This window comes from Vibrio sp. Y58_MX_L22 (assembly GCF_024181865.1).
GTDB classification, from domain to species: Bacteria; Pseudomonadota; Gammaproteobacteria; order Enterobacterales; family Vibrionaceae; genus Vibrio; species Vibrio alginolyticus.
Window position 1 is genome coordinate 1 of record NZ_JAMZAN010000013.1, and the last position, 23,323, is coordinate 23,323.

Below are 23,323 nucleotides of genomic sequence, written 5' to 3' on the forward strand. Positions count from 1 at the left end.
TTGACTGTGCTGAATCCGAAGATTCAATGGTCACTTCGTTTCATTGAAACCTAATTTGATACCGAAGTATCGAATTGGATTATCATCAACGAGTGCCCACACAGATTGATAGGTCTATATTGTTAAAGAGCTTTCCTGTTGAGCTTTACTCAAAACAGGACGGCCATTTTAGCGAGTTAAAGTTTAGTGTCAATCACTTTTTTCAAACTTTCTTCAAGCGTTTCCGCTTGGCTAATTTGGCTTGCTAACTTGGCTTCTTACTTTCGAAACTTAAGCTTCGAAGCGTTGCCGTGTCAGCGAGGTGGCATTATAGAGATTGCGATCACATTGGCAAGCCCTTTTTCTCGTTTTTTTTGATTTTTTTATCGTTCGGATAAATTTGCATCAAAAGCGGTCAAAAGAGCACGTTATTTCTACAGTTCTCTGAATTTATCTGCGAAAAGAGCCACTTTTTCCCAATTGGTGTACTCCACCTCTTTGGTCGTATCAGTTTCGCCACCCGTCATCGACATAATGAACCTAATCATAGTTCTGTCGAACCAGCTGTAACGTGGGTAATAAAGTGCACCAGCAAAAACACCTATTAGCGTTGGTTTCCAAGGCGACTTAATTAGGAACTTGTGAATGTAGGCACTACCTTCAGGTGTATCCTTTCCTTGGTCCTCTTTACGAGCGGTTAGGTTTACGCAGAAAAATGCCACTTTATTTTGCTCCAATTGATTGAGGTTTCGCTCAATAAACTGGTATAGCTTTTTATTAAGATGGCCATAGCGAATAGAGGCGCCTATCAATACTCTGTCGTATTGGCTGAAGTCAATCGTCTCGACATTATGTAAATCCACCAGCTCACAATCGAAGTCTGGAAGTTGTTCATCTATATAGTGGAGAATTTTTTTAGTCTGCCCTTCGCGGGAAGAGTATAGAAATAATGCTTTTGCCACGATTTCCCCTTAGCTACGCCAAAACGTCGGCGTAAGTAGAATAAGTAAGGTAAAGATTTCCAAACGACCAAACAGCATAGAAACTATTAATACCCATTTTGCTTTGTCGTTAACATCACCAAAGTGAAGCGCCACTTCTCCCAAGCCAGGACCGAGGTTGTTCAGAGTCGCAGCCACCGCCGAGAACGCACTGAGCTCATCCATTCCTGTTGCAATCAACCCCAACATACAAACCACAAATACCAATGCGTATGCGGAAAAGAAGCCCCAAACCGCATCGACAACACGTTGCGGTAGGGCACTGCCACCTACTTTGATGGTGTAAACCGCGCGTGGATGGACTAAACGTTTTAGTTCACGCGCACCTTGTAAGGTAAGAAGAAGGATACGGATCACTTTCATGCCGCCGCCTGTTGAACCAGCACAACCACCTATAAAGGAAGAGAACAATAACAGCACAGGTAAGAAGAGCGGCCAATCCGCAAAACCTGTTGTCGTAAAGCCCGCTGTTGTGGATATTGATACGGTTTGGAACAGAGCCTGATCGAAAGCATCGTATGTCGATGTGTAAGAGTGATGTTTCAGTAATAATAGAAAGCAAATGATAAATAGCAGCACTTGAATAAACAAGAAGGCGCGAAACTCAGGATCTTTCCAGTAATACTTGGGATGTACGCCACCTGATGCAAATGCAGCAAAGTGCAGTGTGTAATTACACGCAGATATAAGCAGAAAAACCACCGTAATCAGGTTAATCGCGTAACTATCAAAGTATCCGATGCTGGCATCGTGCGTAGAGAAGCCACCGATAGCAATGGTGGAAAAGCTGTGACTGATGGCGTCAAATGGCGTCATACCAGCTAACCAAAAAGCCGAAGCACAGGCGATAGTCAGGCTCAAATAGATGTACCAAAGCGCCTTAGCAGTTTCTGCTATGCGCGGCGTCACTTTAGTATCCTTGACTGGACCAGGGATCTCGGCGCGGTAAAGCTGCATACCACCAATGCCAAGTACTGGCAAAATCGCCACAGCTAATACGATAATTCCCATACCGCCGAACCACTGCAGTAACTGTCGATAGAATAGAATCGCTTTAGGTAACTCATCCAAACCAACAATAACGGTCGCCCCGGTCGTCGTGAGAGCAGAAAACGATTCAAAAAACGCATCTGTCACTGAGACGTTCGGGTTGTCAGCAATGAGAAAGGGGATCGAGCCTGCACTGCCAAGTACTGTCCAGAATAAGACGACAATAAGAAAGCCATCTCGAGCTTTAAGCTCGTGCTTATACCTGCGGTTTGGGTACCAACAAACGGCCCCACAAAACAGCAGAACAAAAAATGTCGTGACAAAAGGCACACCAGCACCATCTCGATAGATCAGCGCAACGAGTGCTGGCGCAAGCATAGTGACACTAAAGAGTGCGAGCAGTAGCCCGACGATTCGAATAATTGAACGAAATTGCATGGATAAATTGACTAGCGAAGCTGTCCCTGTTGCTTCCTGTTTTTCATTATTGTCCGTCTAGCGGAGTGACAATTGCCTTTGCCCCGCTTTTATTGATGATTGCTTGGGTAAACGCGCTCACTTCTCGAAGCTCAATTTCCACCACTAATACGACCTGATCGCTGTATTCAGCCTCGACTTCTATCGCGCCAAATTGCGGCATGATTGATTGTGCGATAGGCATAAACCCATAGTCTAACGTTAGTCTGAGCTTTGTGGTTATTTTTTTCTCAATAGTTTGAAGCAGCTTGAGCGCTTGTTGAACCCCACCCCCATACGCTTTAACCAAGCCGCCTGTACCTAACTTGATTCCACCAGAGTATCGCGTGACCACAGCCGTGATCTCCCCCACCCCAGATCCAGACAGCTGCGCCAGGATTGGTTTGCCTGCTGTTCCGGACGGCTCCCCATCATCACTAAAGCCCCATTTCATTGAATCTTCCGGGCGACCAGCAACAAAGCCCCAACAGTTATGTCTAGCATCAGCGTGTTTAGCTTTGATTTGATCAACAAATGCTTTTGCAGCTTCGATACTTGGCGTGTGCGCTAAATAAGTAATGAATACGCTCTTTTTAATTTCTTCTTCAAATTGAGCGGGCTCTGCTGGAATCAGATAAGGCTTGTCATTCATAGGATTATGGATTCAGGTCTATTTGCCTGAAGTCTATCACGAGTGTGATTTACCCGTCGCATAAGATCTGCCACAGCGCACAATGTTAAACACTTGTTTAAAAAATGTATTGAAATTAAACAATCCACGATCCAAACTAACTTTACTGGTCAAACCAGAACAAAAATAAAACGACTTCCTCGATACCTATTTGCCGAGGTACACGGCGTCGTTGAAATAGGTATACAGACAATCCACGATTGTATGTCATGGAGATAGACAATGATTTACCAAGCCGAAACCCTACAGGTAAAGGAAATACAAGATGGTATTGCAGAGCTAAGCTTCTGCTCTCCAAAATCCGTCAACAAACTCGACCTAGCGACATTAGAATCGCTAGATAAAGCTCTTGATGCGCTCATTGCCCATCAAGGCCTCAAGGGGTTGTTGCTCACTTCAGATAAAGACGCATTCATTGTAGGCGCAGACATTACCGAGTTTTTAGGTCTGTTTGCTAAAACGGATGCCGAGCTCGACCAATGGCTGCAATTTGCTAATAGCATCTTTAACAAATTAGAAGACTTACCCGTTCCGACCATCTCAGTGATCAAAGGCCACGCTCTTGGTGGCGGTTGTGAATGTGTGCTAGCAACAGACATGCGTATTGGTGACAAAACCACCAGCATCGGCCTACCAGAAACGAAACTGGGAATCATGCCGGGCTTTGGTGGTTGTGTACGCTTACCTCGCGTTATTGGCGCAGACAGCGCAATGGAAATCATCACCCAAGGTAAAGCATGCCGAGCTGATGAAGCATTGAAAATTGGCTTACTCGATGCTGTTGTAGAGACTGATGCTTTATACGAATCAGCACTACAAACTCTTAACTCTGCAATTAATGAGAAACTTGACTGGCAAGCACGCCGAGCACAGAAAACATCTCCGCTAACGCTGAGTAAGCTTGAATCAATGATGAGCTTCTCCATGGCGAAGGGTCTGGTGGCACAAAAAGCAGGTCCTCACTACCCTGCCCCAATGACAGCCGTTATCACGATTGAAGAAGGTGCTCGCTTTGCACGTAATGAAGCGTTAGACATTGAACGTAAGCACTTCGTGAAATTGGCTAAATCGGAAGAAGCAAAATCACTCGTTGGCCTATTCCTTAATGATCAATACATCAAAGGCATTGCGAAAAAAGCAGCGAAGTCAGCAAGTAAAGACACGCAACGTGCAGCCGTATTAGGTGCAGGTATCATGGGTGGCGGCATTGCTTACCAATCAGCGCTAAAAGGTATGCCAGTCTTGATGAAAGACATCGCACAAGCGTCGCTCGACCTAGGCATGACTGAAGCATCTAAGCTGCTGAATAAACGCTTATCTCGCGGTCGCATTGATGGCTTTAAGATGGCGGGTATTTTAGCGTCAATCACACCGAGCTTACATTACGCAGGTATTGAAAACTCTGATGTGATTGTTGAAGCTGTCGTTGAAAACCCGAAAGTAAAAGCAGCAGTTTTGAGTGAAGTTGAGTCCCATGTCGGTGACGACACCGTTATCACCTCAAACACCTCGACGATTCCTATCAACCTATTGGCAAAATCACTAAAACGCCCAGAAAACTTCTGTGGTATGCACTTCTTCAACCCAGTGCATCGTATGCCTCTTGTTGAGATCATCCGTGGTGAGCACACCTCTGATGAAACCATCAATCGTGTTGTGGCGTATGCTGCGAAAATGGGCAAATCACCAATTGTCGTTAATGACTGCCCAGGGTTCTTCGTTAACCGAGTATTGTTCCCATACTTTGGCGGCTTCAGCATGCTACTTCGTGATGGTGCTGACTTTACGAAAATCGACAAAGTCATGGAGCGTAAGTTTGGCTGGCCGATGGGACCGGCGTACTTGCTTGACGTAGTCGGCATTGATACCGCGCACCACGCACAAGCTGTGATGGCTGACGGTTTCCCTGAGCGTATGGGTAAACAAGGTCGTGATGCGATTGATGCACTGTTCGAAGCAGACAAATATGGTCAGAAAAATGGTAATGGCTTCTACAGCTACACCATAGATAAAAAAGGTAAGCCGAAGAAAACCTTCTCCGAAGCGATCTTACCGGTACTTGCTGACGTTTGTGCCGATAAGCAGGACTTTGACGATCAGACCATCATTCAACGTATGATGATTCCAATGATCAACGAAGTGGTGCTGTGCCTACAAGAAGGCATCATCGCGACTCCGCAGGAAGCAGATATGGCATTGATTTATGGTCTTGGTTTCCCTCCATTCCGCGGTGGCGTATTCCGCTATCTAGACAGCGTGGGTATTGCTGAATACGTTGAAATGGCAAAACAACACGCCGAGCTAGGTGCGATGTACCAAGTACCGCAAATGCTGATTGATATGGCGGCGAAAGGTGAAAGCTTTTACGGTGCACAACAGCAAGGTTCTATCTAAGGAGGGATTCTAAAATGACTAATCAAACAAGAAATGTTGTCGTAGTCGATTGTCTACGTACTCCAATGGGTCGCTCTAAAGGTGGTGCTTTCCGTCATACACGAGCAGAAGATCTATCTGCGCGCCTAATGAAAGGCATTCTTGCGCGTAACCCACAAGTGAACCCAAGCGAGATTGAAGACATCTACTGGGGCTGTGTACAGCAAACACTAGAGCAAGGCTTTAACGTTGCACGTAATGCGGCGCTGCTTGCTGGTCTGCCGATTGAAATTGGCGCCGTGACGGTGAACCGCTTGTGTGGCTCATCAATGCAAGCGCTTCACGACGGTACACGTGCCATCATGACTGGCGATGCTGAAATCTGCCTAATTGGTGGTGTTGAGCACATGGGGCATGTGCCAATGAACCACGGTGTAGACTTTCACCCAGGTATGTCAAAGAACGTAGCAAAAGCTGCGGGCATGATGGGCTTAACGGCTGAAATGCTTGGTAAATTACATGGTATTAGCCGTGAGCAACAAGACGAGTTTGCCGCTCGCTCTCACGCTCGTGCGCACGCAGCAACCGTAGAGGGTCGTTTTAAAAACGAAATTCTACCAATTGAAGGCCACGCAGCAGACGGCACACTGTTCACTCTGGATTACGACGAAGTGATTCGCCCTGAAACATCCGTTGAAGGTCTATCTCAACTTCGCCCAGTGTTCGACCCTGCAAACGGTACAGTAACAGCCGGTACATCATCGGCTCTGTCCGATGGTGCATCAGCGATGTTGATCATGAGTGAAGAGAAAGCCAATGAACTTGGCTTGAAGATTCGTGCACGTATTAAAGGCATGGCCATTGCGGGCTGCGATCCTTCTATTATGGGTTACGGTCCTGTACCTGCAACGAAAAAAGCGCTCAAGCGTGCCGGTCTTTCAATTGAAGACATGGATGTGGTTGAGCTAAACGAAGCATTTGCCGCGCAGTCTCTGCCGTGTGCTAAAGACTTAGGCCTGCTTGATGTTATGGATGAGAAGGTCAACCTTAACGGTGGTGCGATAGCATTGGGTCATCCACTAGGCTGTTCTGGTTCACGTATCTCAACAACGCTGATCAACCTAATGGAAGCGAAAGACGCGAAATACGGTCTGGCCACCATGTGTATCGGTTTGGGTCAGGGCATTGCGACAGTATTTGAACGACCATAACAGTTCAAGACGTTGTTGTAGTGATCGAGCCAACAATCATAAGCAAATGAACTAGTACTAAAATTTTTAGTATTACACTTAAGGGCGACAATTGATGTCGCCCTTTGTTTTACATCAAACATGCATGAAGAGCATACATTAAATGCTCAAGTTTCATTTTATTCATAGACAAAGAAGACATACACTTAGACCAGTTGATATCTTGCTGCATGTGACCCAGAGTCATGCTACCGCACAATCGGAGAACCTTATGTTTAATGCTCTAGTTCTAAATCAAGAAGACAAACGTACTATCGCTAACATCGAGCAAATCGATGAAACACAACTGCCTGAAGGCGACGTTCTGATTGACGTTGATTACTCATCGTTAAACTACAAAGACGGTCTTGCGATCACAGGTAAAGGTAAAATCATCCGTAACTTCCCGATGGTGCCAGGTATTGACCTAGCAGGTACGGTAGTAAGCTCAGAAGACGACCGCTACCAAGTTGGTGACAAAGTTGTCCTTACTGGCTGGGGCGTGGGTGAAAACCACTGGGGTGGTATGTCTCAGCGTGCTCGTCTAAAAGCGGATTGGCTAGTACCACTACCAAAAGGTCTAGACAGCAAGAAAGCAATGATGGTTGGTACTGCTGGCTTCACTGGTATGCTGTGTGTTCAAGCACTGCTTGATGCAGGCATCAAACCTGAAAATGGCGAAATCCTAGTAACTGGCGCAAGTGGCGGTGTAGGCTCAGTCGCAGTAACGCTTCTAGCACAGCTTGGCTACAAAGTTGCTGCAGTGACAGGTCGTGTAGAGAAAAACGGCCCGCTACTTGAAAAACTAGGTGCTAGCCGCATCATCGACCGTACTGAATTTGAAGAACCAGCACGTCCGCTTGAAAAACAAGTATGGGCAGGTGCGGTTGATACTGTAGGCAGCAAAGTACTAGCAAAAGTATTGGCGCAAATGGATTACAACAGTGCAGTTGCAGCTTGTGGTCTTGCAGGTGGTTTTGATCTACCAACCACAGTGATGCCGTTCATCCTACGTAATGTTCGCCTACAAGGTGTGGACTCAGTAATGTGCCCAACAGAGAAACGTATCGCTGCATGGGAAAAGCTGGTCGAGCTACTACCAGACAGCTACTTCGAGCAAGCGTGTACTGAAGTTGCTCTTGCTGAAGCACCGAAATATGCAGAAGACATCACCAACGGTCAAGTAACGGGTCGTGTGGTTATCAAGCTATAAACACTGACTCAGTGTAAACAGACGAAGAGCCGGCATTGCTGGCTCTTTTTTGTTAGCAGTTCAGTCCCATATCTTCGATACGTTTAGCTATCAGACGGCTACACTCTTCACGCACAATCGTTCTTAACCATTCTTGAGCGGGAGAATGCTCGCAACGCGCATGCCAAATCATCGAGTATTCAAACGGCGTGAATTGGAATGGTAACGGTTTCACCACCAAGTCATAACGCTCGGCAACCAGATACGCCAAGTCCGCTGGCACTGTGATGATAATTGGCAAGGTATCCATGATCGCCAATGCGGCTTCTAAATGGTACGCCCGCAGAACCATTTTACGCTTAGGTTTCTCCATCAAAGCTTGTTCGATCAGTGCCTTAACACCATCACTGATGGCGATCATGGCATGTGGATGACTCAGATAATCATCCAAGCTCATTTCTTTATTCGCTAATGGATGCTGTTTTGAAAGCATACACAGCACCCCCACTCGCCCCAACACTTCACTGCGTAGAGGCTCCACCGGGCCTGTCGGGCGACAAATCGCTAAGTCTGCACCTTCATAAGTGAGCTGATCTGATAAACGGTCGTGTTGCAGTGGTAAGAAGTTGAAAGACACGTTTGGTGCTTCTTGGTAAATTCTCGGCAAAGCGAACGGTAAGATCGTTTGCATGGCATAATCGGTGGTCACGATGTTGAAAGTCTGTACGCATTGCAATGGGTCAAACTCAACCGGAGATAACAACTGACGTAAAGACTCTAATGGCTCGCCCAATGAGCGATCGATCTCTAACGCTTTCTGAGTTGGGATCAAATGCTGTCCCTGACGAGTAAACAGCGGGTCTCCCAATAAGTCGCGTAGACGACCAAGCACACGACTCATTGCCGATTGACTCAAGTTCAGACGTGTTGCCGCCTTACTGACACTGTTTTCTTCTATCAGTACTCGCAACGCAACCAGTAAATTTAAATCTCGGCGATAGATATCTTCCAGTTCCACGAATTAGCCACTTATTTTGTATGTGTTTGGGTAAATTGTACTCTTTAGGCAAAAAAAATCCCGCCTTTCAGCGGGGAAGCCCAAGAAAAATGGGGATAGTGTCGGAATGAAGTGTCGGTAAAAAATAGGTGAGCGTTATTAAAAGCATTCTGATCCAAGCAAGAAGCGCTAATTTTCTTGCTCAGATGCGCCAGACCATCTGCGCATCTCGATCCAAATCCCAATAATAGTGGCAACCATGCCTACTAGAGGCGTCAAAGAGGTGTCAGCTGGCGTCCTGAGTACCAATGCACAAAACGAGATAAAACACAGCACTGAGTAAATCGTAAGTCTGTCTAACGCTGTTAACATTGCCTCTCCCTTGCCAGTTGTTACCAAATTGTTAATTTAAGGTAAAACAAAAAATTCGGTTTGCCAAGTGGTTATTGAATATTTTTTCAACGAAAGTAAAATTCAACGCTCAGTTAGTTACGAGAATCACACTATGAGCTTTAATCCTGAACTGGCAAACAAGACATTAGAGGCGGAAGGACTGCGCTGCCCAGAGCCAGTGATGATGGTCAGGAAGACAATTCGCAACATGCAAGATGGTGAGATTTTGCTGGTCAAAGCAGACGATCCATCCACAACTCGAGACATTCCGAGTTTCTGCCGCTTTATGGACCACCAATTAGTTGCGGCACAAACGGAGCAAGTTCCGTATCAGTACCTGATCAAGAAAGGATTGGAATAATCTGGTCGAACTAAAAACGGCAGCCAATATTGGCTGCCGTTTGTTTATTCGTCGTATTCGAGTGTGCGAACTTCTGATTGGAGCTTGTTAAGTTGTTTCTTCATTGCCCGCATCTCTTCATGCATAGGAATGATGTGAGCGACACGAATCCACGCTTCTACTGTCAATCCAGTAAGGACGAACGATCCTGCTACAATCGGTAACCACATATCAGTTAGCACCATCGCTAGTAAACACAGCGCTAAACCAAAAGTGAATAAATAACTCTGACTCTTCGGGGACATCCCCATGTAACGTGTAAGCATAAACTTGCCCTCTCGCTATCATTCACACCATTAAACTACCATGACAAGTATGACACTTATATGTCATCCGTCACGCAACGGAACGATTTAGAGTCAGAGTTTGAACTCGCGCAGCACGCCACTAATGATTGATAACTCACATCATTTCACGTGCAAAAAATCAGAACAGTGCAGCCCCTATTGCCAGAGCAATAAACAAAAATGCGGTGATTTTACGGATCAGCCCTAAAGGCATCTTGTCGGCCGACAATTTACCAATCAGGACCACAGGTACATTCGCCAGCAGCATACCGATTGTGGTACCGATAATCACCAAACTTAACGCATCCGCGTATTGCGCCCCTAAGATGGAAGTGGCGATCTGAGTTTTATCGCCTATCTCCGCAACGAAGAACGCGATAAAGCTGGCAATAAATGGGCCTCGATTAGAAATCTGCTCGTCATCATCCAGTTTGTCCGGGATCAGAACCCAAGCCGCCATCGCGACAAAACTGACCACCAGCACCCACTTTAAAATCTCAGGTGATAGATAGTCTGCGACAACCACACCTAACCATGCAGCCAAAGCGTGGTTGGCAATAGTTGCCAAAAAGATTGCTGCAATAATTGGGATTGGTTTTCGGTAACGACTTGCAAGTAATAGAGATAGCAATTGGGTCTTATCGCCAATTTCTGCTAACGCTACAGTAGTAATTGAAATAGCTAAAACGCTCACGACATGCTCATTGGGGCAGGGATTATTATTTTTAACCGAAGACAAACCTCACGCCCCTACCCCGGTTCGTGATGATTTGTCTAAGGTCTTGCTAAACTTGAAAGGCTTCAAGTCTCGAACGCCATGGTGATTTTGCACCAATTATGTTGACGGACGAACCAGATGAAACAGAAACTTCATCAGGTAAGCTACTCCCCAAAGACAGGCGCAATTCTAGCCACCTTTGTTGCGCTTCTCAAGAGCCAAAGCAGGCAAAAACTCCCTTTTAGGAAAAATACAGCAGATAACGCGGTAAAAATTCATTAAAGGAGAAAATCGCCCACGAATTAATCAAGATTAGCTCTACTCCCATGCTCAATATCTGGTTATACTAGATTGTTAATTTATTCAACCGTAATTACTCTTTATCGCCGTTGTTAGAGTTGAAAAACTCGGCATAGATGACGAATTAACGAGTAACAAGAGAATCGCGCGAACCTGACTTATGCAAAAATACGATATCAAAACCTTCCAGGGAATGATCCTCGCGCTGCAGGATTATTGGGCTCAAAATGGTTGTACCATTGTTCAACCGCTAGATATGGAAGTGGGTGCGGGTACCTCTCACCCAATGACCTGTCTACGAGCGCTTGGCCCAGAGCCAATGTCGACAGCTTACGTACAACCTTCACGTCGTCCTACTGATGGCCGTTACGGTGAAAACCCTAACCGTCTTCAGCACTACTACCAATTCCAAGTAGCGCTAAAACCATCGCCTGACAATATTCAAGAGTTGTACCTTGGCTCCCTTGAAGTTCTTGGTATTGACCCTCTTGTACACGACATCCGTTTCGTAGAAGACAACTGGGAAAACCCAACACTAGGCGCATGGGGTCTGGGCTGGGAAGTTTGGCTAAACGGCATGGAAGTGACCCAGTTTACTTACTTCCAGCAAGTTGGTGGTCTTGAGTGTAAGCCAGTAACTGGTGAGATCACTTACGGTATCGAACGTCTAGCAATGTACATCCAAGAAGTAGACTCTGTTTACGACCTCGTTTGGAACATCGCACCAGATGGCAGCAAAGTGACTTACGGTGATATCTTCCACCAAAATGAAGTGGAGCAATCGACTTACAACTTCGAGCACGCAGACGTTGAATTCCTATTTGGTTTCTTCGAACAGTGCGAGAAAGAGTGTAAAGAGCTGCTTGAGCTTGAAAAGCCACTGCCACTACCTGCTTACGAGCGCATTCTAAAAGCCGGTCACGCATTCAACCTACTAGACGCACGTAAAGCGATCTCAGTAACTGAACGCCAACGTTACATCCTACGCATCCGCAACCTGACTAAAGCAGTTGCAGAAGCATACTACGCATCGCGTGAAGCTCTAGGCTTCCCAATGTGTAAGAAAGAACAAGCGTAAGGGGTAGAGTAACATGGCAAAAGAATTTCTAATCGAGCTAGGTACAGAAGAGCTACCACCAACGCAACTTCGCACTCTAGCTGAAGCATTCGCAGCAAACTTCGAAGCAGAACTAAAAGGCGCTGAGCTTGCTCACGAAGGCGTGAAATGGTTCGCAGCACCTCGTCGTCTTGCACTTAAAGTTGCAGCACTAGCGGACAGCCAGTCTGACAAAGTTGTTGAGAAGCGTGGTCCTGCGGTTTCTGCAGCGTTTGACGCGGAAGGCAACCCAACAAAAGCGGCTCAAGGCTGGGCACGCGGTTGTGGCATCACGGTTGACCAAGCAGAGCGCATGGTAACAGACAAAGGTGAATGGCTACTGTTCAAACAAGAAGTGAAAGGTCAGCCAACGTCTGAGATCGTAGTTGAACTTGCAGCGAAAGCACTAGCAAACCTACCTATCGCAAAACCAATGCGCTGGGGTAACAAAACGACTCAATTTATCCGTCCAGTTAAGACGCTAACCATGCTAATGGGCAGCGATCTAATCGAAGGCGAGATCCTTGGTGTCGCTTCAGACCGCACTATCCGTGGTCACCGCTTCATGGGTGAGCAAGAGTTCACTATCGATTCTGCTGAACAATACCCTGCGATCCTAGAAGAGCGCGGTAAAGTAATGGCAGATTACGAAGCGCGTAAAGCAATCATCCTAGCTGACGCACAAAAAGCGGCAGCAGCGGTTGGCGGTATCGCTGACCTAGAAGATGATCTAGTAGAAGAAGTAACGTCTCTGGTTGAATGGCCAGTAGTACTAACAGCGAAGTTTGAAGAAGAGTTCCTAAAAGTGCCTTCTGAAGCGTTGGTTTACACCATGAAAGGTGACCAGAAGTACTTCCCTGTTTACGACGAAAACAAGAAGCTACTACCTAACTTCATCTTCGTATCGAACATCGAATCAAAAGAGCCTCGTTACGTAATCGAAGGTAACGAGAAAGTGGTTCGTCCTCGTCTTGCAGACGCAGAATTCTTCTTCAACACAGACCGTAAGCGTCCGCTTATCGACCGTCTGCCTGAACTAGAGCAAGCGATCTTCCAAAAGCAACTGGGTACGATCAAAGACAAAACAGACCGCATCACAGAACTTGCTGGCTACATTGCTGAGCAAATCGGTGCTGACGTTGAGAAATCAAAGCGTGCTGGTCTACTAGCAAAATGTGATCTAATGACCTCAATGGTATTCGAATTCACGGATACTCAAGGTGTTATGGGTATGCACTATGCTCGTCACGACGGTGAAGCAGAAGAAGTTGCAGTAGCACTGAACGAGCAATACATGCCTCGTTTCGCAGGTGATGAACTGCCATCAAACGGCGTTTCAACAGCAGTTGCAATGGCAGACAAGCTAGACACTATCGTAGGTATCTTCGGTATTGGTCAAGCGCCTAAAGGCAGCGACCCATTCGCACTACGCCGCGCATCTCTAGGTGTACTACGTATCATCGTTGAATACGGCTACAACCTAGATCTTGTTGACCTAGTAGCGAAAGCGAAGTCACTGTTTGGCGATCGCCTAACCAACGACAACGTTGAGCAAGACGTTATCGAGTTCATGCTTGGTCGTTTCCGTGCTTGGTACCAAGACGAAGGCTTCAGTGTAGACATCATTCAAGCAGTTCTAGCTCGTCGTCCGACTAAGCCAGCAGACTTCGACCAACGAGTTAAAGCGGTTTCTCACTTCCGTGAACTAGAAGCAGCAGAGTCTCTAGCAGCAGCGAACAAACGTGTAGGTAACATCCTAGCGAAATTCGACGGCGAACTAGCAGCAGACATCGACCTAGCACTTCTACAAGAAGACGCAGAGAAAGCACTAGCAGAAAGCGTTGAAGTAATGACTGAAGCGCTAGAGCCAGCATTTGCTACAGGTAACTACCAAGAAGCCCTAAGCAAGCTAGCTGACCTACGTGAACCAGTTGATGCGTTCTTTGATAACGTAATGGTAATGGCAGACGACGAAGCACTTAAGAAGAACCGTCTGACACTACTGAACAACCTGCGTAACCTGTTCCTACAGATCGCAGACATTTCTTTGCTTCAAAAGTAATTCATTACTCTTCGAAGTGATTAAGAAATAACTAAAAGGGAAGCAGATGCTTCCCTTTTTTGTTGCCTTCAAACCGATGAAGGTGACGCTTATTATTCATTTTGTGAACAAGACGAAAATTTGTAGGGTGAGACGCGTTTAACTTGTTGGTATAGAGCTCGGATTGTAGAGGCACAGTTTTGCTATAACTGGACTGTTTATTCGGGGGAAGGACACAATGAAAAAAACAATTCTCGCACTCTCTATCGGTCTACTGAGCGCCTGCAGCCAGATTCCAGAAAATGCCATCGTATTAAGCGTTGGTGATGACACCGCTGTTTTTGAAGAAAACTCACAAGGCTTACTTGTCGCCGAGCAAAAACTCGAAAAAGGCAGTTACACCTTTACCATTGCTGACAGCAAGCAAAACTGTGGCAGTAGCTTTGCCCTAGCAGAAGAAGATCGCATCAAGTTCAATCGTCCATTAAAAATGGATAACTGCGCCACTGATGCACAAATGCCGCTGCGCATCTTCAAAGCCAATACCTATCAATTTACGCTCAATCCAACCACCAATGAGCTGACGGTAAAAATCAAACCAAAACAGAGTCAGGACATCACCTACTCTTGCCCTGTCGCAACTGACGCGCCAAAAACCATCAATGTTGCTCAAACCTTTAATGATGGCACTGTCGTTCGCGATGCCTTAACCGGACAAGAAGCCACAGTCGCCAATGGCAGCATCACTATGCAGCCGGGTCCTATGAGCCAAGGTCTATTGCTGCTAGAAGAAGTTGAACAGCAAGCCGAGAAACCATTCAGCTGGGATAACGCGACGGTGTACTTCGTCATGACCGACCGCTTCTACAACGGTAACCCAGACAACGACAACAGCTACGGTCGCAGCAAAGATGGAAAATACGAGATTGGTACCTTCCACGGTGGTGACTTAGCGGGCCTAACGAAAAAACTCGATTACATCGAATCACTTGGTGTGAATGCTATCTGGATAACCTCACCACTGGAACAAATCCATGGCTGGGTTGGCGGCGGCGATAAAGGCGACTTTAAGCACTACGGCTACCACGGCTATTACCATCAAGATTGGACCAAGCTTGATGCCAACATGGGTACCGAAGATGAACTAAGAACCTTCGTCGATACCGCTCATAAGAAAGGCATCCGCGTGATTTGGGATGTAGTCATGAACCACACAGGTTATGCGACATTAGCAGACATGCAGGAATTCGGATTTGGTCAGCTTTACCTTGATGACCAAGAAGCCAAAGAAGTCCTCGGTGAGAAATGGACCGATTGGCAGCCAAAATCAGGACAAAGCTGGCACAGCTTCAACGATTACATCAAATACGGTGATAGCGAAGCGTGGGATAAATGGTGGGGCAAAGATTGGGTACGCACCGACATTGGCGACTACGATGCTCCGGGCTACAACGACATCACCATGTCTTTGAACTACCTACCGGATCTAAAAACCGAATCGACTCAGAAAACCGGATTACCAAACTTCTTCCGCAATAAAGACACCAATGCGCAAGATGAGCTGCAAACCCCACGTGAACACCTGATTACCTGGTTATCCGATTGGGTACGTGACTACGGCATTGACGGCTTCCGTGTCGACACCGCAAAACACGTTGAAATGGAAGCGTGGGCAGAGCTGAAAGCCAGCACCACCCAAGCGCTTGCCCAGTGGAAGCAAAACAACCCGGACAAAGCCTTGGATGACTTACCTTTCTGGATGACGGGTGAAGTGTGGGCACACAGCGTGGTGAAAAGCCCGTATTTCGATAACGGCTTCGATTCCATCATCAACTTCGAGTTCCAATCTGACGTAGCACCAAAAGCGCTGAAGTGTTTCGCTCAACTTGATAATGATTACCGCCGCTATGCAGAACGCATCAATACCGATCCTGAGTTCAACGTGTTGAGCTACCTATCTTCACACGATACACAACTGTTTTGGTCAGCGCGCAGTCGCAGCTTTGATGACCAAGCACGTGCCGCGAATGCTCTGATGCTGGCTCCCGGTGCAGTACAAATCTATTACGGTGATGAGATAGCTCGTGATTTTGGCATTACTGGTTCAGACGCCCACCAAGGCACACGCTCAGATATGCCATGGGATAAGATTCATGGCGAGCGTGAAGATCTGCTGCAACATTGGCAAAAATTGGGTGAATTCCGTAAACGCCACCCAGCGGTTGCTCAAGGTAAGCACATCACTCGCAATCAAGAAGGTTACTACGCGTTCGAACGCCAATACCAAGACGACAAGGTACTGATTGTTTACACCGGTGAGTAAATCACACTCTCTCCACCAGCAAGGGAAGCATAAGCTTCCCTTTTTTATTGTTCTTTTTGCCATTTAGTCTCGTCCCTCTGGTCTGATGACGCACTTTTTTCTTTTTCGGCTTAATTCACACTTTGCGTTAATTACACATTGAGGTAAGGTCAAGGATTACTCGATAAGCCGATAAAACATCGGCATAAACATACACAAAGCAATCACAATGAATTAGGTATAAGTCAGCATGCAGTTCTCAAAGTTTGGTGAAAAATTTAATCAGTATTCAGGTATTACGCAGTTAATGGACGATTTGAATGATGGTCTGCGCACACCAGGTGCTATCATGCTCGGTGGAGGTAATCCTGCCGCCATTCCTGCCATGCTCGATTACTTTCACCAAGCCAGTGAGGAAATGCTCGCCAGTGGGGAGCTCGTCGCCGCCCTCGCCAACTACGATGGCCCGCAGGGTAAAGACGCGTTCGTCAAAGCGCTAGCTCAGTTATTCCGTGAAACTTACGGCTGGGATATTTCCGAAAAGAACATCAGCCTAACTAACGGTAGCCAGAGTGGCTTCTTCTACTTGTTCAACTTGTTGGCAGGTAAACAGCCAGACGGTTCGCACAAGAAAGTGCTACTGCCTATCGCGCCTGAATACATCGGTTATGGTGATGCTGGCATTGATGAAGATATCTTTATCTCTTACCACCCAGAAATCGAGCTGTTAGATAACGGCCTGTTTAAATACCACGTCGATTTTGAGCAACTCGCCGTCGACGACTCTGTTGCGGCAATCTGCGCGTCTCGCCCAACTAACCCAACGGGTAATGTACTGACAGATGAAGAAGTACGTAAGCTGGACAAGCTAGCACGTGAGAACAACATCCCACTGATCATCGATAACGCCTACGGTCTACCTTTCCCGAACATCATCTTTGAAGATGTCGAACCGTTCTGGAATGAAAACACCATCCTATGCATGAGCCTATCTAAGCTTGGTTTACCGGGCGTGCGTTGTGGCATTGTGATTGCGAGTGAAGAAATCACTCAAGCGTTAACCAATATGAACGGCATCATCAGCCTAGCGCCGGGCAGTGTTGGTCCAGCGCTGGCAAACCATATAATTGGCAAAGGCGATCTGCTTAAACTGAGTTCAGAGGTGATTAAGCCGTTCTACAAGCAAAAATCACAACGTGCGGTTGAACTGCTCCAACAAGCAATTACCGATGAGCGATTCCGCATCCACAAGCCGGAAGGCGCTATCTTCTTGTGGTTATGGTTTGATGAACTGCCAATCACAACAATGGAACTGTACCAACGCTTGAAAGCGCGTGGCGTATTGATTGTCCCTGGTGAATATTTCTTTATTGGTCAGCAAGACGAGTGGGATCACGCGCACCAATGCCTGCGTATGAACTACGTTCAAGATGATGAGATGATGCAAAAAGGCATTGCGATTATCGCTGAAGAAGTGGAAAAGGCTTACCGCGAAGGTAAATAGACGGATTGAACTCAGCCGTTCTTCTCTTTGAAATTACAGCTTTAAAATAGCGGATTTGAAAACCCCAAACTAAAAAGAGCGCCCATATGGCGCTCTTTCTCATTCTATAACCGGGTGGTTAACTGATTAGTTGTTCTCAATCAGGTTGTTACCACCGATAGCAATCTTACGTGGTTGCATGGCTTCAGGGATTTCACGAACTAAATCGATATGAAGCAGACCGTTTTCCATTGATGCACCCACGACTTTTACGTAATCCGCTAGCTGGAATTTACGTTCAAAATCGCGTTCTGCAATACCTTGGTAAACGTAGTTTTTGCCTTCTTCGGCTTTACGTTCGCCCTTCACAATCAACATGTTTTCGTTTTGAGTCAGATCGAGCTGTTCTTCAGCAAAGCCAGCAACGGCCATAGTAATACGGTAGTTGTGCTCGTCTTTTTGCTCAATGTTGTATGGAGGGTAACCGCCAGAAGTATTTTTCGCTGTATTCGCTTCCATCAGGTTTAGCAGACGATCAAAGCCAATTGCATTACGGTATAGTGGTGAGAAATCTACATTACGCATAAATCTATCCTCTTAATTAAGCAATAGTCTTAGTTCAGATGAGTTCCATCCTACTGGCGTGTTTATGCAAAAACCAACGCCGAACTAAGAGATTCTTATCATTCCACTGGCCTTGGTTTGGCTCGGAGACATGATATTGAATCTAAAGGTTTAAGTTGTGTGCTAAAACGCCATATCCTCTTCTGAGCGATCTCGTTTTAGCGATTTCAGAGGGCTGGTCTTCTAGTCTCTAGCAAGCCAGTCACCCTCTTCACAACTAGATATAAGGTCGTCAAAAATGACTCTCAAGGGAAAAAATAAAAAATTTTAAAGCATCCACTATCCCCTTGAACAGCTTAGTTCCTCATTACTTCGCGATCAGTGATAAAAAGCCCGCCGTTCTGGAGGGCTCAATCTACACTTTACTTGCGGGAGGATTTACGCGCTTTTACAACGCCCTTTTCTGCCGCCTTTTCCTGCTTTAGTTTGCGCTTTTCTTTTAGACTCAACTGCGGTTGTTTCTTTTCTTTCTTACTCATGACTTCACCTCTATTTATTGGCACAACAGACAACCACACAGCATTTTCTGAGCTGGTGGCTGCGATTGATGAACAATTTCAGTAATCACAAAGCAGCGTCGCTGATTAAAAATTTCCACTTCGAGCGCATCATTTTTAGCTCGACCTAACAGTCGAGACCCCAAATAAGAATCGACCGCGAGCATACCTGTCATGGGTTGCCCCTTGCGCGAGCTGACCAATGTCATGCGATATTGATAGGCGCGTTCAACATCCACTAAGCGAACCGTGTCTCCAACCGCAATACGAGCTCGGTTACGGCAATGGGCTTGTTGCTCGCAGATTTCAAATAGCGATAACAACCTTAGTGGTGATTGATAGGTTAAAAAGCGACTGGTTAACCACCAAGTTCGCAGCGCCAAGCAGTACGCCGAGAACCAGCGTTCAAACATGATTATTTCCTTCTTAATGCCTTGTCTTACAAATAAATTCAGTGCATTGAACCGGAAGTGCATCACTTCCGGCTTAGTTCAGGAAAGTCATCACCATTTTCTTAGTCTCCTTAATCATCAGCTCTTCAGCACTATAGCGAGCAGAAAAAAGAAAGCAAAAGCGCTCAAGCGAACAAAATGGCGAGAAAAAAAGAAAACAGATATAAAGTGGCAGGCTTGATCGGGTTGTTGGCAGTTAGTACCAGAAAAACATCCGCTTTAGCAGAAAGTGGCGATTTTAGCTGGTGGTACAACAAAAAAAGCAGCGATTTCTCGCTGCTTTTTACTATCACGAACAGTGTCGTTATACGTCTAGGTTCGCTACTTTCAGTGCGTTCTCTTCGATGAAGTTACGACGAGGTTCTACTTGGTCACCCATTAGCGTAGTGAACAGTTGATCTGCGCCTACCGCATCTTCAATCGTTACCTGCATCATACGACGAGTTTCTGGGTCCATGGTGGTTTCCCAAAGTTGGTCTGGGTTCATCTCACCTAGACCTTTGTAGCGCTGACGGCTTAAGCCACGCATTGACTCTTTCACTAACCAGTCAAGCGCTTCTGCAAAGTTTGCCACTGGCATGGTACGCTCACCACGTTTGATGTACGCGCCTTCTTCCAGAAGTCCGTCAAGTGCTTCTGATAGATCAGCCAACTTGCCGTACTCTTTCGAGTTTAGGAAGTCGATGCTAATTGCATGTTCGTGCGTCACGCCGTGAGTACGAACCACAATCTTAGGCAAGTTTAAGCCTAGCTCTTCGTGCTGCTCAACTTCGTAGCTGTACTGGCTTGCACCCACTTCTTTCGCATTCAGCTGTTCAATAAGCTGCTTCGTCCACGCTTCCACAACTGATGCGTCATGGCATTGCTCTGGCGTTAGGCGAGGAGTGTAAATCAACTCGTTTACCAAAGCACTTGGGTAACGACGGCTCATACGTTCCGCCAGTTTAATACCCGCATTGTACTGTTGAACAAGCTTCTCTAGTGCTTCACCAGCCAATGCTGGTGCTTCTGCGTTTACGTGTAGCGATGCATTGTCCAGAGCTAATGATACTTGGTATTGGTTCATCGCTTCTTCATCTTTGATGTACTGCTCTTGTTTGCCTTTTTTCACTTTGTATAGTGGTGGCTGAGCGATGTACACATAGCCACGCTCGATAAGCTCTGGCATTTGACGGTAGAAGAAGGTCAACAGTAGCGTACGGATGTGCGAACCATCGACATCGGCATCGGTCATGATGATGATGTTGTGGTAACGAAGCTTGTCCGGGTTGTACTCGTCACGACCGATACCACAACCTAGTGCGGTGATCAGTGTTGCTACTTCTTGAGAAGATAGCATCTTGTCGAAACGTGCTTTTTCTACGTTAAGAATCTTACCTTTTAGCGGTAGGATCGCTTGGTTCTTACGGTTACGGCCTTGTTTTGCGGAGCCGCCTGCCGAATCACCCTCCACTATGTATAGTTCAGAGAGTGCCGGATCTTTTTCCTGACAGTCTGCAAGTTTACCTGGAAGACCTGCTAGGTCTAGTGCACCTTTACGGCGCGTCATTTCACGAGCTTTACGCGCAGCTTCACGTGCACGTGCTGCATCGATGATTTTCGAACAAACCATCTTCGCTTCTGTCGGGTTCTCAATCAGGAACTCAGACAGTTTTTCACCCATTGCAGACTCAACAGCTGATTTCACTTCAGAAGAAACCAGTTTGTCTTTTGTTTGGCTTGAGAACTTAGGATCAGGCACTTTCACCGAAACAACCGCAGTTAGACCTTCACGCGCATCGTCGCCTGAAGTCGCTGTTTTCGCTTTCTTCGAGAAACCTTCTTTATCCATAAAGCTGTTCAATGTACGTGTTAGCGCAGCACGGAAACCAGCAAGGTGAGTACCACCATCACGCTGTGGGATATTGTTGGTAAAGCAGAAGATGTTCTCTTGGAAACCATCGTTCCATTGCATCGCCACTTCAACTGAAATGCCGTCTTCACGCTCAGAGTTAAAGTGGAAGATTTTTTCGATGATTGGCGTTTTGTTGGTGTTTAGGTGATCAACGAACGCTTGAATACCACCTTCATACATGAAGTGATCATGTTTGTCCGCTTCACGTTCATCAACCAATTTGATCGACACACCAGAGTTCAGGAATGACAGTTCACGCAGGCGTTTCGCCAGAATGTCATAGTGGAACTCAGTGTTAGAGAACGTTTCGGCACTTGGCCAGAAACGAATTTGTGTACCGGTTTTATCCGTATCACCCACAACGGCTAGTGGCGCTTGAGGCTCACCATGGCGGTAGGTTTGCGTATGGATATGGCCACCACGATGAATCGTTAGCTCAACTTTCTCTGATAGTGCGTTTACTACTGAAACACCTACACCGTGAAGACCACCCGATACTTTGTATGAGTTATCGTCGAACTTACCACCCGCGTGAAGAACCGTCATGATTACTTCTGCTGCAGAGACATTTTCCTCTGAGTGGATTTCTGTTGGAATGCCACGACCATCATCGCTAACGGAAACCGAGTTATCCTCATGAATTGTCACAACGATGTCTTTACAGTGACCTGCCAACGCTTCATCAATTGAGTTATCCACCACCTCGAAAACCATGTGGTGAAGGCCGGTGCCGTCGTCCGTATCGCCGATGTACATTCCTGGACGCTTACGTACCGCATCCAGACCCTTCAGTACCTTAATACTCGATGAATCGTAATTTTCAGACATGAGTTTCTCTCTTCTAGTTTGACTCTATCCTGCCATGTTCCACATGAAACAATTTACCGTTATCGTCCAACATATCGGCGATTTGGCTTTCAGTAATAGAGCTTACAAATACTTGTGCGCCCGTCTCTTTTAAGCAGTCAGCAAGACGCTTGCGACGTTGGCTATCTAATTCCGACGCGAAGTCATCAATTAGGTAAATGCATTGTTTACCGGCCATCTCTGTCAGGTGTTGCCCTTGCGCTACACGCAATGCACACACCATGAGTTTTAATTGACCGCGTGACAGAACATCTTCAACGGGCGTTCCGTTCACTTTAATGCGCAAATCAGCTTTGTTTGGGCCACTAAAGGTGTATCCCAATGCCTGATCACGCTCAAAATTCTTTTCTAGTATCTCGTGGTATGGAGTGTCTTTATCCCAGCCACGATAATACTTCAATTGGATCTCAAATTCTGGCAAAAATGTCTGACAGATAGTTTCTGCGACAGTTTTCATCTGCTCGATGTAACTTGCTCGCCATTGGCTGATGTTTTCAGCCAATCCTGCCATTTCCTGATCCCAATAACTGAGCTCACGATAACTATTGGCGGTTTTCAACAACGCGTTGCGCTGCTTGTTCAGGCGCTTGAACCTTCCCCATGCTTGATAAAAAGCGGGCTCGGTATGAAACACGCCCCAATCAATAAACGCACGACGATGTTTAGGGCCATCTGTCAGTAAATCAAACCCTTCTGGGTGTATCAACTGCAGAGGCAGAACTTGTGCCAACTGCGCTAATTTTTGTCCAGATTGACCGCCTATTTTAACCTCTGTTGAGCCATCACGCTGCTTATTAATGCCGATAGGTAGCTCAAATTGATCCGAGTTCAAAAAACGACCATGAACAAACAGTTCGTCACACTCATTTTGTATCACTCGTCCGGTGAGAGAGCTCTTGAATGAGCGGCCATGCCCGAGCAGATAAACCGCTTCTAAGACACTGGTTTTACCGCTGCCGTTCGGCCCGATAAGAAAGTTAAAGCCTGCTGATAACTCAATATCACAGGCTTTAATGTTTCGAAACTGCTGAATGATGAGACGAGAAAGAGGCATTCAGTTG

At 46.4% G+C, this 23,323-nt stretch carries 19 protein-coding genes; 8 read left to right on the top strand and 11 right to left on the bottom strand.

Features of this window, described 5'->3' with window-relative positions:
• Positions 1-413: 413 nt before the first annotated feature.
• The 3 genes from hemG to NL626_RS20630 are packed head-to-tail and all read right to left on the bottom strand — an operon-like array spanning position 414 to position 3,078.
• Positions 414-941, bottom strand: coding sequence for a menaquinone-dependent protoporphyrinogen IX dehydrogenase (gene hemG / locus NL626_RS20620; protein ID WP_054577148.1), 528 nt, complete (start codon positions 939-941; stop codon positions 414-416).
• Between the two features lie 9 nt (positions 942-950).
• On the bottom strand, positions 951-2,408 hold the full coding sequence (locus NL626_RS20625; protein WP_005378893.1) for a TrkH family potassium uptake protein: 1,458 nt from the start codon (positions 2,406-2,408) through the stop codon (positions 951-953).
• Positions 2,409-2,454: 46 nt separating this feature from the next.
• On the bottom strand, positions 2,455-3,078 hold the full coding sequence (locus tag NL626_RS20630) for a YigZ family protein (RefSeq protein ID WP_005378891.1): 624 nt from the start codon (positions 3,076-3,078) through the stop codon (positions 2,455-2,457).
• Positions 3,079-3,339: 261 nt separating this feature from the next.
• Between NL626_RS20630 and fadB the strand changes: the two genes are divergently transcribed.
• From fadB to NL626_RS20645, 3 genes are all read left to right on the top strand, one after another.
• Positions 3,340-5,511, top strand: coding sequence for a fatty acid oxidation complex subunit alpha FadB (gene fadB, locus NL626_RS20635; RefSeq protein WP_253657695.1), 2,172 nt, complete (start codon positions 3,340-3,342; stop codon positions 5,509-5,511).
• A 14-nt stretch (positions 5,512-5,525) separates the two neighbouring features.
• On the top strand, positions 5,526-6,701 hold the full coding sequence (gene fadA, locus NL626_RS20640; RefSeq protein ID WP_006743176.1) for an acetyl-CoA C-acyltransferase FadA: 1,176 nt from the start codon (positions 5,526-5,528) through the stop codon (positions 6,699-6,701).
• A 250-nt stretch (positions 6,702-6,951) separates the two neighbouring features.
• On the top strand, positions 6,952-7,932 hold the full coding sequence (locus NL626_RS20645) for an MDR family oxidoreductase (protein ID WP_025768943.1): 981 nt from the start codon (positions 6,952-6,954) through the stop codon (positions 7,930-7,932).
• A 52-nt stretch (positions 7,933-7,984) separates the two neighbouring features.
• Here NL626_RS20645 and NL626_RS20650 read toward each other — a convergent pair whose 3' ends face one another.
• Both NL626_RS20650 and NL626_RS20655 read right to left on the bottom strand, forming a co-directional pair.
• Entirely contained in the window at positions 7,985-8,929 is a 945-nt protein-coding gene (locus NL626_RS20650) for a LysR family transcriptional regulator (protein WP_017821924.1), read from the bottom strand.
• 168 nt (positions 8,930-9,097) lie between these two features.
• The gene (locus NL626_RS20655; RefSeq protein ID WP_005378880.1) at positions 9,098-9,280 is read right to left on the bottom strand and encodes a hypothetical protein; all 183 of its coding nucleotides are present in this window, start codon (positions 9,278-9,280) and stop codon (positions 9,098-9,100) included.
• Positions 9,281-9,413: 133 nt separating this feature from the next.
• Between NL626_RS20655 and tusA the strand changes: the two genes are divergently transcribed.
• On the top strand, positions 9,414-9,662 hold the full coding sequence (gene tusA, locus NL626_RS20660) for a sulfurtransferase TusA (protein ID WP_005378879.1): 249 nt from the start codon (positions 9,414-9,416) through the stop codon (positions 9,660-9,662).
• Positions 9,663-9,706: 44 nt separating this feature from the next.
• Here tusA and NL626_RS20665 read toward each other — a convergent pair whose 3' ends face one another.
• Both NL626_RS20665 and NL626_RS20670 read right to left on the bottom strand, forming a co-directional pair.
• Positions 9,707-9,967, bottom strand: coding sequence for a hypothetical protein (locus NL626_RS20665; protein ID WP_005378878.1), 261 nt, complete (start codon positions 9,965-9,967; stop codon positions 9,707-9,709).
• A gap of 160 nt (positions 9,968-10,127) precedes the next feature.
• Positions 10,128-10,682: a TMEM165/GDT1 family protein gene (locus NL626_RS20670; protein WP_005378877.1), complete on the bottom strand. Its 555-nt coding sequence runs from the start codon at positions 10,680-10,682 to the stop codon at positions 10,128-10,130.
• Between the two features lie 484 nt (positions 10,683-11,166).
• Here NL626_RS20670 and glyQ point away from each other — a divergent pair, with 484 nt between their 5' ends.
• From glyQ to NL626_RS20690, 4 genes are all read left to right on the top strand, one after another.
• The gene (glyQ, locus tag NL626_RS20675; RefSeq protein WP_005383818.1) at positions 11,167-12,084 is read left to right on the top strand and encodes a glycine--tRNA ligase subunit alpha; all 918 of its coding nucleotides are present in this window, start codon (positions 11,167-11,169) and stop codon (positions 12,082-12,084) included.
• Between the two features lie 13 nt (positions 12,085-12,097).
• A complete protein-coding gene (gene glyS / locus NL626_RS20680) occupies positions 12,098-14,164 on the top strand; it encodes a glycine--tRNA ligase subunit beta (RefSeq protein ID WP_005378875.1) in 2,067 nt (688 codons plus the stop codon).
• 217 nt (positions 14,165-14,381) lie between these two features.
• Complete coding sequence (locus NL626_RS20685) at positions 14,382-16,466, top strand: alpha-amylase (protein ID WP_253657696.1); 2,085 nt, start codon at positions 14,382-14,384, stop codon at positions 16,464-16,466.
• A 229-nt stretch (positions 16,467-16,695) separates the two neighbouring features.
• On the top strand, positions 16,696-17,949 hold the full coding sequence (locus NL626_RS20690) for a valine--pyruvate transaminase (protein ID WP_017635592.1): 1,254 nt from the start codon (positions 16,696-16,698) through the stop codon (positions 17,947-17,949).
• A gap of 126 nt (positions 17,950-18,075) precedes the next feature.
• Here NL626_RS20690 and NL626_RS20695 read toward each other — a convergent pair whose 3' ends face one another.
• From NL626_RS20695 to recF, 4 genes are all read right to left on the bottom strand, one after another.
• Positions 18,076-18,513, bottom strand: a complete 438-nt coding sequence (locus tag NL626_RS20695; RefSeq protein WP_005378857.1) for an Hsp20 family protein — start codon at positions 18,511-18,513, stop codon at positions 18,076-18,078.
• Between the two features lie 532 nt (positions 18,514-19,045).
• Positions 19,046-19,462 carry a GreA/GreB family elongation factor gene (locus tag NL626_RS20700; protein WP_017635594.1) on the bottom strand — a complete coding sequence of 139 codons (417 nt, stop codon included), beginning with the start codon at positions 19,460-19,462 and terminating at the stop codon, positions 19,046-19,048.
• Positions 19,463-19,805: 343 nt separating this feature from the next.
• Positions 19,806-22,223 (bottom strand): DNA topoisomerase (ATP-hydrolyzing) subunit B, encoded by a 2,418-nt coding sequence (gene gyrB, locus NL626_RS20705; RefSeq protein WP_005378841.1) that lies wholly within the window; start codon positions 22,221-22,223, stop codon positions 19,806-19,808.
• A gap of 13 nt (positions 22,224-22,236) precedes the next feature.
• Positions 22,237-23,316, bottom strand: coding sequence for a DNA replication/repair protein RecF (gene recF, locus NL626_RS20710; protein WP_005378839.1), 1,080 nt, complete (start codon positions 23,314-23,316; stop codon positions 22,237-22,239).
• Positions 23,317-23,323 lie beyond the last annotated feature (7 nt).